16 protein-coding genes are annotated in these 18,063 nt (G+C 61.4%); 7 read left to right on the forward strand and 9 right to left on the reverse strand.

The window, feature by feature from the left end:
* The 5 genes from ACQ4W0_RS26165 to ACQ4W0_RS26185 all read left to right on the forward strand — a co-directional run.
* On the forward strand, window positions 1-2,726 hold a 2,726-nt coding region (locus ACQ4W0_RS26165; RefSeq protein WP_436579404.1), incomplete at its 5' end, for a beta strand repeat-containing protein.
* Window positions 2,695-3,420, forward strand: coding sequence for a FecR family protein (locus ACQ4W0_RS26170; RefSeq protein ID WP_436579405.1), 726 nt, complete (start codon window positions 2,695-2,697; stop codon window positions 3,418-3,420). The genes ACQ4W0_RS26165 and ACQ4W0_RS26170, both read left to right, overlap by 32 nt.
* Before the next feature lie 105 nt (window positions 3,421-3,525).
* On the forward strand, window positions 3,526-5,961 hold the full coding sequence (locus tag ACQ4W0_RS26175; protein WP_436579406.1) for a heavy metal translocating P-type ATPase: 2,436 nt from the start codon (window positions 3,526-3,528) through the stop codon (window positions 5,959-5,961).
* Between the two features lies 1 nt (window position 5,962).
* Window positions 5,963-6,382 (forward strand): Cu(I)-responsive transcriptional regulator, encoded by a 420-nt coding sequence (cueR, locus tag ACQ4W0_RS26180; protein ID WP_436579407.1) that lies wholly within the window; start codon window positions 5,963-5,965, stop codon window positions 6,380-6,382.
* A gap of 21 nt (window positions 6,383-6,403) precedes the next feature.
* The gene (locus tag ACQ4W0_RS26185; RefSeq protein WP_436579408.1) at window positions 6,404-7,132 is read left to right on the forward strand and encodes a glutathione S-transferase family protein; all 729 of its coding nucleotides are present in this window, start codon (window positions 6,404-6,406) and stop codon (window positions 7,130-7,132) included.
* Window positions 7,133-7,181: 49 nt separating this feature from the next.
* Here ACQ4W0_RS26185 and ACQ4W0_RS26190 read toward each other — a convergent pair whose 3' ends face one another.
* Both ACQ4W0_RS26190 and ACQ4W0_RS26195 read right to left on the reverse strand, forming a co-directional pair.
* Window positions 7,182-7,382 carry a heavy-metal-associated domain-containing protein gene (locus ACQ4W0_RS26190; RefSeq protein WP_426070799.1) on the reverse strand — a complete coding sequence of 67 codons (201 nt, stop codon included), beginning with the start codon at window positions 7,380-7,382 and terminating at the stop codon, window positions 7,182-7,184.
* A gap of 83 nt (window positions 7,383-7,465) precedes the next feature.
* A complete protein-coding gene (locus tag ACQ4W0_RS26195) occupies window positions 7,466-8,407 on the reverse strand; it encodes a bestrophin family protein (protein WP_436579409.1) in 942 nt (313 codons plus the stop codon).
* Window positions 8,408-8,918: 511 nt separating this feature from the next.
* On the opposite strand from ACQ4W0_RS26195, the gene ACQ4W0_RS26200 reads away from it, so the two are divergent.
* Window positions 8,919-10,199, forward strand: a complete 1,281-nt coding sequence (locus tag ACQ4W0_RS26200; RefSeq protein WP_436579410.1) for a serine hydrolase domain-containing protein — start codon at window positions 8,919-8,921, stop codon at window positions 10,197-10,199.
* Window positions 10,196-10,600, forward strand: a complete 405-nt coding sequence (locus ACQ4W0_RS26205; RefSeq protein ID WP_436579411.1) for a DUF3471 domain-containing protein — start codon at window positions 10,196-10,198, stop codon at window positions 10,598-10,600. Before ACQ4W0_RS26200 ends, ACQ4W0_RS26205 begins: the two co-directional genes overlap by 4 nt.
* 67 nt (window positions 10,601-10,667) lie before the next feature.
* Here the strand turns inward: ACQ4W0_RS26205 and ACQ4W0_RS26210 are convergent, their stop codons facing one another.
* The 7 genes from ACQ4W0_RS26210 to ACQ4W0_RS26240 form a co-directional block, all read right to left on the reverse strand.
* A complete protein-coding gene (locus ACQ4W0_RS26210) occupies window positions 10,668-11,342 on the reverse strand; it encodes a site-2 protease family protein (RefSeq protein ID WP_436579412.1) in 675 nt (224 codons plus the stop codon).
* A 138-nt stretch (window positions 11,343-11,480) separates the two neighbouring features.
* Entirely contained in the window at window positions 11,481-13,274 is a 1,794-nt protein-coding gene (locus ACQ4W0_RS26215) for a PhoH family protein (RefSeq protein WP_436579413.1), read from the reverse strand.
* Window positions 13,275-13,564: 290 nt separating this feature from the next.
* Window positions 13,565-14,035 carry a peroxiredoxin gene (locus ACQ4W0_RS26220; RefSeq protein ID WP_436579414.1) on the reverse strand — a complete coding sequence of 157 codons (471 nt, stop codon included), beginning with the start codon at window positions 14,033-14,035 and terminating at the stop codon, window positions 13,565-13,567.
* 76 nt (window positions 14,036-14,111) lie between these two features.
* The gene (locus tag ACQ4W0_RS26225; RefSeq protein WP_436579415.1) at window positions 14,112-15,071 is read right to left on the reverse strand and encodes a polysaccharide deacetylase family protein; all 960 of its coding nucleotides are present in this window, start codon (window positions 15,069-15,071) and stop codon (window positions 14,112-14,114) included.
* The gene (locus tag ACQ4W0_RS26230) at window positions 15,071-16,123 is read right to left on the reverse strand and encodes a bifunctional UDP-4-keto-pentose/UDP-xylose synthase (protein WP_436579416.1); all 1,053 of its coding nucleotides are present in this window, start codon (window positions 16,121-16,123) and stop codon (window positions 15,071-15,073) included. Before ACQ4W0_RS26230 ends, ACQ4W0_RS26225 begins: the two co-directional genes overlap by 1 nt.
* Window positions 16,124-16,144: 21 nt before the next feature.
* Entirely contained in the window at window positions 16,145-17,062 is a 918-nt protein-coding gene (locus ACQ4W0_RS26235; RefSeq protein WP_436579417.1) for a formyltransferase, read from the reverse strand.
* On the reverse strand, window positions 17,062-18,057 hold the full coding sequence (locus ACQ4W0_RS26240; protein WP_436579418.1) for a glycosyltransferase: 996 nt from the start codon (window positions 18,055-18,057) through the stop codon (window positions 17,062-17,064). Before ACQ4W0_RS26240 ends, ACQ4W0_RS26235 begins: the two co-directional genes overlap by 1 nt.
* Between the last annotated feature and the right edge of the window lie 6 nt (window positions 18,058-18,063).

Here is an 18,063-nt window from a genome sequence, read left to right on the forward strand (position 1 = left end):
CGGGTGCTGGCAAGGCCGTCAATGTCACAAACGTGGCGCTGAGTGGTGGCGATGCGGGTAACTATGTGCTGGGCAGCAATGCCGGCAATACGACGGCCGACATCACGGCACGCACCCTGAACGTGAGTTTTGGCGGTATCAACAAGACATATGACGGCACGACGGGCGCGCAAGTGGACTTTGGCGACGACCGCATCCAAGGCGACGCCCTGAGCGTGAGCGGCAGCGCCGCCTTTGGCAACAAGAATGCGGGTGCTGGCAAGGCCGTCAATGTCACGAACGTGGCGCTGAGTGGTGGCGACGCGGGCAACTATGTGCTTAACGGAAATGCAGGCAGTACCACGGCCGACATCACGGCACGCACCCTGAACGTGAGTTTTAGCGGTATCAACAAGACATATGACGGCACGACGGGCGCGCAAGTGAACTTTGGCGACGACCGCATCCAGGGCGATGCCCTGAGCGTGAGCGGCAATGCGGCGTTTGGCAACAAGAATGCGGGTGCTGGCAAGGCCGTCAATGTCACAAACGTGGCGTTGAGTGGTGGCGACGCGGGCAACTATGTGCTTAACGGAAATGCAGGCAGTACCACGGCCGATATCACGGCACGCACCTTGAACGTGAGTTTTAGCGGTATCAACAAGACATATGACGGCACGACGGGCGCGCAAGTGAACTTTGGCGACGACCGCATCCAGGGCGACGCCCTGAGCGTGAGCGGTAGCGCCGCCTTTGGCAACAAGAACGCCGGTGCCGGCAAGGCCGTCACGGTGACGAGCGTGGGCGTGAACGGTGCGGATGCTGGCAACTACGTGTTGAGCAGCAATGCAGGCAGCGCCACGGCCGATATCGGCGCGCGCGCGCTGAACCTGTCTGGCGTGGCCGGCAACAAGGTCTACGATGGCACGACGGGCGTGCAGCTGAGCCTGCTGGGCGATGATCGCCTCGCGGGCGACAGCTTGACGGCCTCGGTCATGGCCAGCTTTGCGGACAAAAACGTGGGCACGGCCAAGGCTGTGCAGCTGAGCGGCGCGATGCTGACGGGCGCCGATGCGGGCAATTACTTCATCGTCTTGCCGACAGGCTTGCTGGCCAGCATTACGCCCGCCAGCCTGACGCTGGCAGGCCTGAGCGCCGCCGGCAAAGTGTATGACGGCACCACTGGCGCGGCCGTCAGCGCGTCGGCAAATGGCGTGCTGGGCCAGGATGTGGTCAGCGTGGTAGGCGGCAGCGGCAGCTTTGCCGACAAGAATGCGGGTACGGGCAAGCTGGTGACGGCCAGCGGTTTCCGCCTGGCGGGCGCCGATGCGGGCAATTACACGCTGGAGACGACGGGCGGCACGGTACAGGCAACGATTGCGCAAAAACAATTGTCCACCTGGATCGGCAGTGGCAATGGCTTGTGGAGCGATGCCGCCAACTGGGACGGCGGCGTGGTGCCGGAAGGCGCAAACGTGCTGGCAGTGGATTTTTCGCACAGCAAGGGTATCGTCACCTACAGTGCGGCGGCCGGCAACACCGTCCTGAAAAACTTGAATTCGGCGACGGGCTTGCTGCTGACGGGCGGCAGCCTGACCCTCGGTGAAAGCGCGCTCGACGGCTCCGTGCTGGGCGGCCTGGCCGGCCTGGAAATCAACGGTGGCAGCTTGCTGCTGAACGGCAGCCTGTCGGCGGACCGCTATGCGCAAGGTGGCGGCGTGCTGAGCGGCAACGGCAACTTGCTTGTCGCCAACAGCTTCAGCCAGGCGGCCGGCGCCATCCGGCTGGCGGGCCAGCTGGCCATCACGCAAGCGGCTGGCGATTTGCGCTTCGCCAGCCTGGCGGCGAACGATGTGCGGCTGAGCGCACTGAATGGCGCCATCGGCCAGGACGGCGCGTTGCTCGCCAGCAGCCTGACGGTGCAGGCGAAAAATGGCATCGTGCTGGGCAACGCGGGCAACCAGGTGGGCAGTTTTACCGCCAGCAATAGCGCAGGGGGCGGCATTGTGCTGAACAATACTTCGGCGCCGGGCACCTTGAGCCTGGGAACGCTGACCACTGGCGCGGGCAATATCGCCATCGACAACACGGGTGGCGTCACGGCTGGCAATATCAATGCGAATGGTGGCAACGTCAGCGTGACGGCGCACAGCCCCGTCACCGTCAACGGCAAGATCGCGGGCAATGACATTGCCCTCAATGCCAGCACGGACGTGCTGCTGGGCGATGGCGCGCAGCTGACAGCTACGCGCGACATCAGCCTGGTGGCTGGCGGCGATATCCGTGTCGACGGCAATGCCAAAGTCCTCGGCGGCGGCAATTTCAGCGCCAGCGGGGGTGGCAATGTGCGCTTTGCGGACACGGCCAGCTTTACCTTGCCGGCGGCGGCCAGCATGAGCGTGCTGGCGAAAACGGGCAGCATCACGGGTGGAGCGGGCGTGCGCATCAACCGTCAGCGCGCCAACGTCAGCTTGCTGGCGCCGAACGGTGCGGTGGCCATGCCGGACCTCATCTTCCTGCCCGCCACGACCATCGACAAGCCAGTGATCGACTTCGCCACGAGCTCTATCATCAATGACGTCTTGCGCGTCATCAAGCAGGCCGACCGTGCCAACGCCCCGCTCGCTTCCATGTCGCCAGCCAAGAATGATGACAAGGTGAAGGACGATAAGGATGTTGCCGGTGCCACAGGTAAATCAACAGGATACAAAGACAATGACACTGCTAAAAAAACGTTCTGCAACTAAGGCCTTGTTGTGGCTGGCCCTGATGTGCCTGGGCGCGCATGCCTGGGCCGGACAGGTGGCGGGCACGGTGATGCAGTTGAGTGGTCCGCTGATGGCCAAGAAGGCGGATGGCAAGGTGAAAATCCTGGCCATCAAGTCCGAGGTCGAGCAGGGCGATACCTTGCTGACGGAAAAAGAGACCTATGCCTTGATCAGGCTGATCGACAATAGCGAAATCACCTTGAAACCGAATACCAGTTTCGTGATCGAGCAATTCAGCTACACGGCCGAGCAGCCCGATGGCGACCACGCCATCTTTAGCCTCATCAAGGGTGGTTTGCGTTCCGTCACGGGCTTGCTGGGCAAGCGCAACAAGGAGCGCTTCGAGATGAAGACGCCGGCTGCCACCATCGGCATTCGCGGCACGACGTTTGTTGCCGCCTATGTTGCTCCGTCGGCAGGGCAAGGGCGGGCTCCCGGCCTATATGTACAGGTGCTCGATGGCCTGATTCAGGTGACCAATCCTGCCGGGTCGCAAAATTTTGCCGCCGGTCAGTTCGGCTTCACGCCCAACGTCAAGCAGCCGCCCGTGTTGCTGCCCGCCAATCCCGGCATGCAGTTCACGCCGCCACCGGCTTTCGTGTCGACGTCGTCCGGCGCGGGTGCTGCCGCTGGCCCCGGCAAGCCTGCCGCCATCGATTGCGTGGTGCGCTAAGCTGTTTCCAGCAAGTCCGGCACACCTGACAAATAGGGCTTGACCTTCCCATCATGGGATAGCAGATCCTGATCCTATTCGTTAATCTTTCGTACAGGATCTGCCATGAACCAGAGTGCACTTGCTCCCGCCGCTTCCCCTCCCGCCGCCGCGCATGCGCAGGCGCTGGCCATCGAAGGCATGAGCTGCGCCTCGTGCGTGGGCCGGGTGGAAAAGGCGCTGGCCGCCGTGCCCGGCGTAACCCAGGCCAGCGTCAACCTGGCCACCGAAGTGGCCAAGGTCACGTCCAGCACGCCGATTTCCCTGGCCACCCTGCAGGCGGCCGTGGAAAAGGCTGGCTATACGGTAGCACAGCGCGAGATCGACCTGAACATCGCCGGCATGACCTGCGCCTCGTGTGTGGGCAGGGTGGAAAAAGCCTTGCTGAAGGTAGCGGGCGTGCTGGCCGCCAGCGTCAACCTGGCCACGGAAAGCGCGCGCATCAAGGTGACGGGCGGTCTGGAGGCGGGCACCCTGATCGCCGCCATCGACAAGGCCGGCTATGTCGCCACGGTACCCGCCGCCAGCCAGGCCAGCGCGCCTGCTGCGGTGCCCAACCGCGACGGCATGAAAGTGGCATTCGCGGCCGTGCTGGCCTTCCCCCTGATGCTGCCCATGCTGCTCGAGTGGGCCGGCATCCACCTGATGCTGCCCGGCTGGCTGCAGTTCGTCCTGGCCACGCCCGTGCAGTTTTACTTTGGCGCGCGTTTCTACAAGGCGGGCTGGAAGGCGGCGCGCGCCGGCAGCGGCAATATGGACTTGCTGGTGGCCTTGGGCACGAGCGCCGCATATGGCTTGTCCGTCTACCAGTGGCTCGATCAGTTGTCGACCCCGGGCGCGATGCTGCCGCACCTGTATTTCGAGGCCTCGGCCGTCGTCATTACCTTGGTGTTGCTGGGCAAATGGCTGGAAAGCCGCGCCAAGCGCCAGACGGCCTCGGCCATCCGCGCGCTGCAAGTCTTGCGTCCGGAATCGGCCCGCGTGCGACGCGACGGCGTCGAGATCGACTTGCCCGTAGAACAGGTGAAAGTGGGCGACCTGGTGGTCATCCGCCCTGGTGAACGGGTGGCCGTCGATGGCGTGGTGGTGGAAGGCGCCAGCCAGATCAACGAGTCCCTGATCACGGGCGAAAGCTTGCCCGTGGATAAGCATGTGGGCGACAAGGTCACGGGCGGCGCCATCAATGCCGATGGTTTATTACTGGTGCGCACGCAGGCCGTGGGCGGCGAGACGACCTTGTCGCGCATCATCCGCCTGGTGGAAGACGCGCAGGCGGCCAAGGCGCCCATCCAGCATCTGGTCGACAAGGTCAGCGCCATCTTCGTGCCCGTGGTGCTGGTGCTGGCGCTGCTGACGATGCTGGGCTGGTGGTTTGCCACCGGTGAGCTGGAAAATGCCATCATCAATGCCGTGGCCGTGCTGGTCATCGCTTGCCCATGCGCGCTGGGCCTGGCCACGCCGACGGCCATCATGGCCGGCACGGGCGTGGCCGCCCGCTACGGCATTCTGATCAAGGATGCGGAAGCGCTGGAAGTGGCGCACGCCGTCAATACCGTCGTGTTTGACAAGACGGGCACCTTGACCATCGGCAAACCGGCCCTGGCGGCCCTGCACGCGCACGGCATCGAGGACGCACGGCTGCTGCAACTGGCGGCCAGCATCCAGCGCGGCAGCGAGCACAGCCTGGCTACGGCCGTGCTGGATGCGGCCAGTGCGCGCCACATCGAACCCTTGCCAGCCACGGGCCTGTCGGCCTTGCCAGGCCGCGGCCTGGCGGCCCACGTCGATGGTCTGGAACTGAAATTGGGCAGCACGCGGCTGATGCAGGAGTTGCACGTGGACCTGGCACCGCTGGCCAGCCAGGCATTGTCGCTGGAAAACACGGGCAATACGATCTCGTGGCTGGCCTCGGGATCGGAACTGCTGGGCTTGTTCGCCTTCAGCGACCAGGTCAAGCCGAATGCGCAGGCGGCCATTGCCCATCTGCATAGCCTGGGCATCCGCACGGTGATGCTGACCGGGGACAACCAGGGTAGCGCCGATGCCGTCGGCAAGCTGCTGGGCATCGACACGGTGGCGGCGAAAATGCTGCCGGCCGATAAAACCGCTAAAATCACCGCACTGAAAGGCGCGGGCGCCAAGGTGGCCATGGTGGGCGACGGCATCAACGATGCGCCTGCGCTGGCCGCCGCCGACGTGGGTATCGCCATGTCGACGGGCACGGACGTGGCCATGCACGCGGCCGGCATTACCCTGATGCGCGGCGATCCTGCCCTGGTGGCGGACGCCATCGATATCTCGCGCCGCACCTACAGCAAGATACGGCAGAATCTGTTCTGGGCTTTTATCTACAATATGATCGGCATTCCGCTGGCCGCCTTCGGCTTGCTCAACCCTATGGTGGCGGGCGCGGCGATGGCCTTCAGTTCCGTCAGCGTGATCAGCAATGCCCTGTTGCTGCGCCGCTGGAAAGCGCGCAGCTCGCATACCAAGGAGTCATAGGATGAATATCGGCCAGGCAGCCAGTGAAACGGGCGTATCGGCAAAAATGATACGCTACTACGAAAGCATTGCCTTACTAAAACCCAGCGCGCGCAGCGACGCCGGTTACCGCATCTACACGCCGAACGACTTGCACGCCTTGCGTTTTATCAAGCGCGGGCGGGGGCTGGGTTTTTCGCTGGAGCAGATCCGCGAACTGCTGTCGCTGTGGCAAAACGACCAGCGTGCCAGCGCGGACGTGAAAGGCATCGCCCTGGCGCACGTCGCCGATCTGAACACACGCATCGCCGAACTGACGGAAATGCGCGATACCCTGGCCCACCTGGCGCAATCGTGCCACGGCGACGACAAGCCCGATTGCCCCATCTTGCAAAGCCTGGGGCTGGCCGGCGAAACGGAAGTGAAGGCTTGCTGCCATTGATGTAAATCAACGGAGGTGTGTATGGCGTATGACCTGTATTACTGGCCCACGATACAGGGTCGTGGCGAATTCATCCGCCTGGCCCTGGAAGAGGAGGGCGCCGACTACCGCGATATCGCCCGTTTGCCCGAGCGCAAGGGGCAGGGCATGCCGGCCATGCTGGCCTGTCTCGATGGCGACAGCACGCCACAGGCCGCCTACGCGCCGCCCGTGTTGCGCGATGGCGAGGTGCTGATCGGCCAGACCACGAATATCCTGCTGTACCTGGGCCGGCGCCTGGGCCTGGCGCCGCGCGCGGAAAGTGGCCGCCTGTGGCTGAACCAGCTGCAGCTGACGATGGCCGACTGGCTGACGGAAGTGCACGACACGCATCATCCGCTGTCGATGAATCAATATTACGAAGAGCAACAGCAGGCGGCCATGCTGCGCAGCGCGGACTTCCGCGCAACACGTTTGCCCAAATTCCTCGATTATTTCACCCAGGTCTTGCTGAGCAATCGCAGCCGTGGCCAGTACCTGGTAGGCGCAAAGCTCACTTATGGCGACCTGTCGCTGTTCCAGATGCTGGCTGGCCTGCGCTATGCGTTTCCGCAAGCCATGGCGCGCCTGGCACCCCGGTATCCCGCCCTGTTTGCGCTGCACGACGCCGTGGCGGCGCGGCCGCATATTGCCCGCTACCTGCAATCGAAACGCAGAATCGCGTTCAATGAGGAAGGTATCTTTCGCCACTACCCCGAACTGGACGGGTAAACAGAAACAGCCGGCGCGAGGGCCGGCTGTCTTGTTGATGCCGCTGCTGTTACTGCGCGCTGGTGACGGGGTAACCGGCCTCCACGATAGCCGCGCTGATGGCGCCCAGTTCGGCGGGCGATTCCACCGTGACGCGCTTGCTGGCCAGGTCGATCTGCACCTGTGCTTGCGGATCGATGCCTTGCACCGCTTTCGTGACCGAGCCGACGCAATGGCCGCAGCTCATGTTTTCAACTTGTAACTGATACATGGCAAGCACTCCTTGAATGATTAAGTGCACCCACTGTAAGCCTTCCCCCGATGGTAAGGTCAAGGGAAAAGCTGGCGTGCCGATCAATTCAGCAGAAAATCGACGGCTTGCATGGGCGGCGGCACATTCTCATCCTGCACGGATTCGCGCAAGCTGATTTCGATGGCGCGGCACATGGCCGACAGGGGCAGGTCGTTGGCATCTTCGCCGAACGGTTCCTCGATCTCGTCGCCCAGAGCATCGAGGCCAAAGAAGGTATAGGCGACGATGGCGACGACGAAGGGCGTCATGAAGCCCAGCGAGTCGACTAGGCCGAAGGGCAGCAGAAAACAGTACAGATAAGCCGTGCGGTGCAGCAGCAGCGAATACGAGAAGGGAATCGGCGTGCTGCGGATGCGTTCGCACGAGGCGCCCGCCGCTACCATGGCCGAGACAGTGTTATCGATCTGTGCGGTGAGGATGCTGTCGATACGGCCTTGCTGCACGCAGTCGGCCAGGTCGTGGCCCATCTGCAGCATCAGGTAGTCGGACGGGTTCGCGGCCTTGCATGCCGCTTCCCATTCGGCCGGGCGCAACAGCGGCTGCAAGTCGGCCGGTCCGCGTGTGTCGCGCAGCTGGTGGCGCAGGGCGTGGCAAAAGGCGATGGCGCGGTAAATCATGCGCACGCGCACATCGTCCAGGCCCAGCCTGGCGTGGGCTGGCGTATCGCTGCTTATCATGGTCTGGCACTGGCGCGAGAAATTACGGCTGCGCAACACCAGTTCGCCCCACAGCTTGCGCGCTTCCCAGTAACGGTCATAGGCGGCCGTGTTGCGAAAGCCAAGGAAGATGGCCAGCGGCAAGCCAATCAGGGTAAACGGGATGGTGGTGAGGATGACCTTGTGGTCGAACAGGGTGCCGTGGCACCAGGTGACGAGGGTGGCGATCAGGGTGTTGACGATGAGGGTGGTGCGGATGCGCGGCAGGACGGAGCCGCGCACCACCAGGAACAGCCGTAGCGCCGATGGACGCTCGCGCACGATCATGCTGTGCTCCCGGTTTGGGGCTGGTGATCGGTAAGGGGGGAAAGACAGAATGGCAAATGCCGGGAACAAAAAGCCCGCTGTGTGTGCGGGCTGAGCAGGGTGTGCATGGGAAACAATGTAGGGGAGACGGCTTGAGTATAGGCCGCAGACCCGTTTCCAGCCAATTCACAGTGGCGATAGGTGTTATTCATTTCATGAATGAATATTTCATTTGTAAGTATTTTTGTGAATTTCAGCGCTTCGTATCCTGTCGCGGCAGGATCTTCTTGCGGTGTTCTTCCTGCTGTCGTTTCAGTGCGGCACTGAGTCGAGCATACGATAGGTATCCCAAAAATCATAGCGGCAAGCTGGCGTGCATTGCGACGCGTGACAAAGGGAGAGATTTGCCGCAGGGGCGTCTGTTAGGCTCGCTGAGCTAAATGGAAATATTTCCTATGGTAATTCCATTATCCCGATAGCCGCCGCCAGGGGCATGGTCAGCTCGTGTATCCTTCCTATGAAAGTGATGTGCATGTTTAAAGTTTCCAGCATCTGCCTCGCCACCCTGATCCTGTTGCAAGCACCGTCCACCTGGGCCGACCAGCCCGCTCCACTGAGCCAGCAGCAGCAAGCGCTGGCCGCGCAGATCGATGCCAGCATCGCTCCCTATTACAAGGCCACGGAACCGGGCGCCGTCGTCATCGTCGTCAAGGATGGCCAGCCCCTGTTGCGCAAGGCGTACGGCCTTGCCAGTGTGCAGGATGGCCAGCCGCTGACGCCCGACATGTCGCTGCGCCTGGGCTCCATTTCCAAGCAATTCACGGCCGTCGCCATCCTGCTGCTGGCCGACCAGGGCAAGCTGGCCATCACCGATGACATCACGAAGTTCCTGCCCGACTATCCGACCCACGGCAAGAAAATCACGATCGAGCAGCTGCTCGCGCACACGTCCGGCATCCACGACTACACGGTCAAGCCTGAATTCGTGCCTAACAGCACGAAAGACCTGAACGTGGCGCAGATGATCGATTTCTTCAAGAACGATCCGCTCGATTTTGAACCGGGTACGCAATGGCGCTACAGCAGCTCCGGCTACTTTCTGCTGGGCGCCATCATCGAAAAAGCTGGGGGCCAGCCGTATGCCGCTTTCATGGAACAGCAGATCTTTGTGCCGCTGGGCATGAACGACACCGCATATGAAGGCCACGAGCGCCGGCCGGCCAAGCGCGCGGCCGGGCATATCCGTTCGGGCGAGGCCTATGTGCCGAACTTGCCCCTGAGCATGACGCAGCCGTATGCGGCCGGCGCGCTCGTCTCCACCGTGGACGACCTGGCGCGCTGGGATGCGGCCATTTCGGACGGCAAGCTGCTCAAGGCCGCCACCTGGCAGCAAGCGTTCACGCCGGTAAAACTGAACGATGGCAAGGCCACCCGCTACGGCTATGGCTGGATGCTGGGCACCTGGCAAAACACGCCCGTCATCCACCATGGCGGCGGCATCAATGGCTTTGCCACGTATGCGATGCGTTTGCCGAAGGAAAAAGTCTACGTGGCCGTGCTGGAAAACTCGGACACGGGCCTGGTCGATCCCGATGTGGTCGCCCGCAAGGCGGCCGCCATCGCGTGGGCCGGCCGTATCCCGAGATCAAGGTCATCACGCTCAAGCCCGCCATTCTCGATGCGTATGCTGGCGTGTACGCCATCAATGACAGGGCCGGCTATACGATCCGCAACTTCGAGGGCACCCTGCTGCTGCAGCGTACGGGGCGCCCGGCGCAGCGCCTGCTGGCCTACTCGCCGAATGGTTTTTTGATTGAGAATACCCTCACTACTGCCGAGTTCGAGCGAGGCCCCAAGGGTGAAGCGCAGTTGATCCTCAACGATGGCGGCGAGTCGAAGTCCGTGCATGAACGGGCCAGCGCCGTCAAGCCGGCCCGCGCCGTGGTCGCCTTGACGCACGCGCAATTCGATGGCTACGTGGGCCGTTACGCGCTGGCGCCCGAGGTGTACCTGGAAGTGACGCGCGAAGGCGATAAATTCTTCGCCCAGGTGACGGGTTTCCGCAAGCTGGCCATGCTGCCGATGAGCGATACGGCTTTCTTCTCGAATGAAGTCGATGCGGAAGTGCGTTTCAGCAAGGATGCCAGCGGCAAGACCGAGCAGCTGGTATTGCGCCAGGAAGGGCAGGACATGCCAGCGAAGCGGGTGAACTAAGCGTATTTTTCTGTCCAGCCTGCCGGCCAGTGCATGCTGACGGCAGGCATTGGTTTGGCGGTGGCAGTTATGCAGCCATTGCTTTCCAGCCATACCCGCCGAACGCCACGACCCACGCCAGCAAGATCGCCAGCCCCGGCAGCAATAGCCACTTCGCTACCGTCTCTTCCCACGCCACATAGGGCTTGCCGCCGCGCGCGATGGCCAGCAGCGCCTGTCCCCCGTTCAAGCCGGCAAACGGCAGCACGTTGAAGGCGCACAGTTTTAAGGTGATCAACGCGAATACCAGTGTAAGGCCGTGCGTGCGGGCAAACGTTTCGCCTTCACCCAGCAATTCCTGCGCCGCCGACAGCGGCGCCAGCGCGCCGTGGAAGATTTGCCCAAAGGCAGCGACAAAGTGCTCGCAGCCCGGCGCGCCCAGTATCACGAACGCCAGGGCCAGCAGCACAGCCACACCGCTCAGGGGCAGCAGCACCTGTTTCCACAGCGGCTGGAAGTTGTAGGCGTCGCGGCAGAGATCGTCGTCATACAGCGTTTCCTCGCGCGTATCTTTCAGGACCACATTGCCGGCCAGCGGCAGCAGCTTGACGTGGACTTTCCCCCAGGTCAGCAAGGTGGGGCCTACGCCGTAGCTGATGCTGCGCACGGTGATGCCAAAGGCAAGGGCGCACACGGCCATGACGGAAATGTGGATGAGCATGAAAAGGATAAGGCAGAGCAGCAACTGAAAGGCGGGATGCATAGTGCAAAGTGTCCAGGAGGAAAGAGAGCGGTATTAGAACATGTCGGAGCGAATAGTCGCGCACATGAAAAAGCCCCGTCTGCATCGCTGCAGACGGGGCTTTCTGTTGTGGAAGCGGCTTGCGCCGCCCGATACAACTTACAGTACTTCGCTGGCGTGATCGGCCAGGCGCGAACGCTCGCCGCGGGCCAGGGTGACGTGGCCGCTGTGGGTCCAGCCCTTGAAGCGGTCGACCACGTAGGTCAGGCCGCTCGAGCCTTCCGTCAGGTACGGCGTGTCGATCTGGGCGATGTTGCCCAGGCACAGGATCTTCGTGCCGGGACCGGCGCGCGTGACCAGGGTCTTGACTTGCTTCGGCGTCAAGTTTTGCGCTTCATCGATGATGAGGAACTTGTTTACAAACGTGCGGCCGCGCATGAAGTTGAGCGACTTGATCTTGATGCGCGAGCGGATCAGGTCTTGCGTTGCCGCACGACCCCATTCGCCGCCATCGGAGTCGGACTTGTTCAGCACTTCCAGGTTGTCGTCGAAGGCACCCATCCATGGCGACATTTTTTCTTCTTCCGTGCCTGGCAGGAAACCGATGTCTTCGCCGACGGGCACCGTCACGCGGGTGACGATGATTTCATTGTAGAGCTTGGTTTCCAGCACTTGCGCCAGGCCGGCGGCCAGGGCCAGCAGGGTCTTGCCGGTACCGGCCTGGCCCAGCAGGGTGACGAAGTCGCATTCCGGATTCATCAGCAAGTTCAGGGCAAAGTTCTGCTCGCGGTTGCGCGCCGTCACGCCCCACACATTGTTCTTGGTGTGGCTGAAGTCGCGCAAGGTTTGCAGCACGGCCGTCTTGCCGTTGATTTGTTTCACTTGGCCATAGAACGGCGTTTCGCCGTTTTTCGGTTCCAGATAGATGAACTGGTTGACCAGCAGCGATGGAATGAAGGGGCCCGTCACGCGGTAGAAGGTGGAGCTGTAGCCGTTCTTGCTTTCCTGCCACGATTCCATGTCCTTGCCATGCTTGTTCCAGAAGTCGTCCGGCAGCTGCACGATGCCCGAGTACAGCAAGTCCGTGTCTTCCAGCACATGGTCATTGAAGTAATCTTCGGCTGGCAAGCCCAGGGCGCGCGCCTTGATGCGCATGTTGATGTCCTTCGACACCAGCACGACGGGGCGGCCTTCCTGTTCCGATTCCAGCGAACGCACGACGGCCAGGATCTGGTTGTCGGCCTTGCCCACTGGCAAACCAGCCGGCAAGTCGGCGCTTTGCAAACGCGTCTGGAAGAACAAGCGGCCCTTGGCATCCTTGTTGCCCAGCTTGGACAGCAAGATACCGTGTTCGATGGCGTCGTCATCCGTATTGCTGATCAGGGCATCGAGGGTACGCGAGACCTGGCGTGCATTGCGCGCCACTTCCGTCATGCCCTTTTTATGGTTGTCCAGCTCTTCCAGCGTCATCATCGGCAGGTACACATCGTGTTCCTCGAAGCGGAACAGCGACGATGGATCGTGCATCAGCACGTTGGTGTCGAGCACGAACAGCTTGCTGATGCCGCGCTGGTCGGCGGCACGACTGGCGGACGATTTGAGCTGCACTTCGACCGCCTTGTGCTTGGCGGGATGCGGCTGCTCGACCTGTTTGACGGATTTGATCGGCGTGACTTTGCCTTTCGTCGCCGGCGCGGCTTTGGCCGGAGCCGCAGGCGCGGCAACGGCTGGCGCAGGCGCCGGCTTGGCGACCATCAGGGCCGCCACTTGCTTGATCTTCGTGGCCGCATTGCGGACCGGCTTGGCAACTTCGGCGATCGCCGCTTCAATAATGGGTGCAGCCACTTTCTTGGCTGCCGGGGTTTTGGTGGCCGGGCGCGCTGCGCCTGCGCTTGGGTAATCTTGGGTGGCCAGGATGGTGGCTGGCTTGCTCGGTAATTTTGGCAGTGGCATCAGGATCTCAATCAAAAAATTTCTGGAATGAATCGCCCATGGGCAGCCAGCTTCTGGCGGCACTTCTCATGGGGTGGATGCGGGGGAACAACAATGCTACAGGACGAGAAACTGCCGGAAGGCCGGCAGCATGGCCGGTCATGGACGCCATCGGCGGGTTGCAGGCCCGCCTGGCGGAGTGGGTGGAGGCGCTTCGTTGACTCAAAATGGCGATAGGTACCGTGAACTGAACTGCGGTTGAACTAAAGCTCGCTGGAAGCCGACAACGCGCATTGGATCAAAACCGATGATCACTTCAGACGCGCCACGAATTCCAGCACTTCTTCCACGTGAGTTGCGACCTTCACGCCTCTCCATTCTTTCACCAATCGGCCCTGGGCGTCAATCACAAACGTGCTGCGTTCGACGCCACGGACCGTCTTGCCATACATCTGTTTCATCTTCATGACGTTAAACAGCAGGCATACGGCTTCGTCCGGGTCGGAAATGAGCTCGAATGGCAGTTCCAGCTTGGCTTTGAAGCTTTCGTGCGAGCGCAGGGAATCGCGGCTGATGCCGTAGATTTCCACGCCGGCGGCGGTAAATTGCGGATACGCGTCACGGAAGGCGATGTTTTCAGTGGTGCAGCCGGGGGTGTTGTCCTTTGGATAGAAAAACAGCACCGTGGCCTTGGCCGGACGGCCCAGCAACTGAAAGGTCTTGCCGCTGGTCATGGCGGCGCTAAAGTCGGGTATGCTAACGAGGGATTGGCTATCAGCCACAGGTTCTCTCCTGAACGGTGATCATCAGCGCTGTTTTTTTAATCTGGCAACGCATCCAGATGCAACGATACAGCATTCAGGCCGCTTTGCCCTGCACAATCAGGCGTCCCGAACGCCCGGGCAACTCATCCCAGGTGATGGGGCAAACGGGCAAATCGGACTCTTTTATCTTTTCATAATAATCGCCCATCGCTGCAAACTGGTAGCCCTGGGCTTTCCAGCCAGCCAGCAGTTGTTCGAAAATGGGGGCGAGTTTCTGTCCTTCAAGTTCCGCATGCAAGGTATACACGTGATCGCGCGGATTGTCCGCCGTCAGCGACAATATATGTGCGGCAACATTGCCGGTCGTGATCAGTTTGCCGTCGATTTCGCAGCCCAGCAACTCATCCAGGGTGGGCAGTGTGGTGGGCAATTGCACGCATTGCAGGATGGTGTTGCCATTGCGCACGCGGTGCGGGCCATTCGTCGGATGCAGCATGGCGCCGCGCGCGTCGAGCATGACGCGTCCATCGGACGCAAAGCGGTAGCCGGCCATGTCGTGTTCGATAAAGGCGCTGACATTCATTTGCCATCCGGCCGCGCCATGCGTGTGCGGCGCTACGCCAAACACCTGTTCATAGCGGTTGGCCGCCTTGCGCATCATGTTGATGGTCCAGGCAGCGTTGCGCTTGGCCACGTTGTCTTGCCACAGGGTGTGATCCCAGGTGTGGATGCCGCACTCGAAACCGGCATCGCGTACGGCGCGCAATTGCGCCGCGCATTGCTTGCCGATATCGGGTCCAGGCAGCAAGGTACCGTACATCAATGTTTTCAAGCCGTAGTGCTCGACCACCGAAGTGCGTGATACCTTGCTGAAAAAGCCCGGCCGCAAGGCGCGCCGCAGGGCCCAGCCCGTGTGGTCGGGGCCCAGCGAGAACAGAAAGGTTGCCTTGGCCTGGTGCGCACTCAGCATGCGCACCAGATTGCCCATACCTACACGGGTGCCGCGATAGGTATCGACGTCGATCTTCAGGGTCAGGAACGGCTTGCTCAACATTAATCCATCAAGGCTTTGGCTTGGGCTACCTGGCTGCGGTAAGCATCGAAAATATTGCGCAGGGAATCGGCCATGGTGGTGCTTGGCGCCCAGCCCAGTTCTTCGCAGGTATTCGTGATTTTCGGCACGCGGTTTTGCACGTCCTGGTAGCCGGCACCGTAGTAGGCGCCCGAAGTGGTTTCCACGATTTTCACGTGTTTCGCGCCTTCGGCGTATTCCGGGTACTCGGCAGCCAGGGTCAGCATCATGCCGGCCAGGTCGCGGATCGAATAATTGTTGACGGGATTGCCAATGTTGTAGATCTTGCCGCTGGCGATGCCATTCTTGTTGGCGATGATGCGCATCAGCGCATCGATGCCGTCATCGATGTAGGTGAATGCGCGTTTTTGCGCGCCGCCATCGACCAGCGAGATGTTCTCGCCGCGCACGATGTGGCCGAAGAATTGCGTCACCACGCGCGAGGAACCTTCTTTCGGCGTGTGGATCGAATCGAGGCCGGCGCCGATCCAGTTGAAGGGACGGAACAGGGTGAAGTTCAAGCCTTCCATGCCGTAGCCCCAGATCACGCGGTCCATCAGCTGCTTGGCGTTCGAATAGATCCAGCGCGGCTTGTTGATGGGGCCGCAGATCAGTTCCGAGTTTTCCGGATCGAATTCATCGTCATGGCACATGCCATACACTTCCGAGGTCGACGGGAAGACCAGGTGCTTGCCGTACTTGGCGGCCGAACGCACGATAGGCAGATTCGCTTCGAAGTCCAGTTCGAAGACGCGCAGCGGCTGCTTGACATAGGTCGACGGCGTGGCGATGGCCACCAGCGGCAGGATCACGTCGCATTTCTTGACGTGGTACTCGACCCATTCCTTGTTGATCGTGATGTCGCCTTCGAAGAAGTGCATGCGCGACTTGTAGTTGTCATCTTCCAGCAATTCCGTGATGCGATCCGTGTTCATGTCCATGCCGTAGACATGCCAGTCGGTGGTTTCCAGGATGCGCTTGGACAGGTGGTGGCCGATGAAGCCGTTGACGCCTAAGATGAGGACTTTTTTCATGTGAGATTCTCTTGAGTGATATCAGTGTGTGCTGACGCGGGCGGTCAGACTTGCTTGCAATTGCTGAGCCGAAATCGGCTCCCCGGCAGCCCTCAGGGCGGAAATGGTCAGCATGCGACCGTCTCCGCAGACGCCAAAGATGCAATTATCCACTACCGCCAAGCCCGATGGCAAACTTCCTGCGGAACGCTTGCTCAAACGGGCTTTTTCGATGATGTAAATGACATTATTTACTTCGGTGAAGGCGCCCGGATAGGGCGGCGCGACGGCCCGATGCAGGTTGTATACTTGTTGCGCAGATAACTTCCAGTCGATGCGGCCGTCTTCCGGCTTGCGCCCGCCAAAATAGCCGCCCTGGCGCAAATCGTTGAACTGGCGTGGCGCCGTACCGTCCAGCAAGGCTGGCAGCACGCCCCACAGCGTTTGTTCCGCCGCCACGGTGACCTTGCCGAACACCTCGAAGGCCGTGTCGTCGGGCAGGATGGGCACGCCCGTTTGCGCCACGATGGCGCCGGCGTCGGGTTTGACCGTCATTTCATGCAGGGTGGCGCCCGTCTCCGTGGCGCCATGCAGCACGGCCCAGTTGACGGGTGCGCGGCCACGGAACTGCGGCAGCAGCGAGCCGTGCATATTGTAGGCGGGCGCGACTTCCAAGATGCTAGCGGGCAACATGTGGCGGTAGTAAAAGCTGAACAGCATGTCCGGTTTTGCCGCCTGCACCTGCGCCAGCAGTTCCGGTGCGCGCGCGTCGCCGGGCGTGATGCAGGGGATGCCTTCTTCCCGGCACAGGCTGGCGACCGATTCGAACCACAGGTTTTCCGTGGGGCTGTCCTCATGCGTGACGACCAGGGCGATATCGACGCCGCCGGCCAGCAGCACCTTGATGCAGCGCACGCCCACATTGTGGTAGCCGAAGACGACGGCGCGCGGGGCGCCCATCAGCGGCCCACCTTGCGCTTTTCCAGGCGCACATACGATGGCGCCTCGGCTTCCGCCTGGGTCATGCCGTCCTGCAAGATGGTTTGCACCACATAGCGGGGACGGGCACGCACTTGCTGGAAGATGCGTCCCACGTATTCGCCCACCAGTCCGATGCCGAACAGGATCACGCCCATGAAGAAGAAGGCGATGGCAAACAGGGTAAATACGCCTTCGGCCTCCGCGCCCAGCAGGAAGCGGCGCACCAGCAGGAAGATTACCAGCAATGCCGAGCCCAGCGACATCGCCATGCCCAGCATGGAAAAGATTTGCAGGGGAATCAGCGAAAAGCCCGTGACCAGGTCGAAATTGAGGCGGATCAGGCTGTACAGCGAGTATTTCGATTCGCCGGCAGCCCGTTCTTCATGCTCGACGGTAATTTCCGTGGGCTTGCGGGCAAAGGTGTAGGCCAGGGCGGGTACGAAGGTGTTGACTTCGGCGCACTGGTTGACCAGGTCGATCACATTGCGGCCATACGCGCGCAGCATGTTACCCTGGTCGCTGATCTTGATATTCGTGATCTTTTCACGCAGGCGGTTCATCATTTTCGACGCCAGCGTGCGCCAGACGGAATCTTGCCGCTTGCGCCGGATCGAGCCCACGTAATCGTAGCCTTCGCGCATCTTTGCCACCAGGTTGCCGATTTCTTCAGGCGGGTTCTGCAGGTCGGCGTCGAGCGTGATCATGATCTGCCCGCGCGAGGCTTCAAAACCGGCCAGGATGGCCATGTGCTGGCCATAATTGCCATTGAACAAGATCACGCGCGTGACGTCGGGACGCTGGCGGAACTGTTCCGCCAGGATGGCCACCGAATTGTCACGGCTGCCATCGTTGACGAAAATGATTTCGTAGCTCGTTTGCAAGGCATCGAGGGCCGGATACAGGCGGGCGAACAGGCTGGCCAGGCCATCCTGCTCGTTGTAGATTGGAATGATAATGGACAGTTCAGGTTTCATCGGCGC

Source organism: Janthinobacterium breve, from assembly GCF_051380895.1.
In the GTDB taxonomy this organism is placed as follows: domain Bacteria; phylum Pseudomonadota; class Gammaproteobacteria; order Burkholderiales; family Burkholderiaceae_D; genus Janthinobacterium.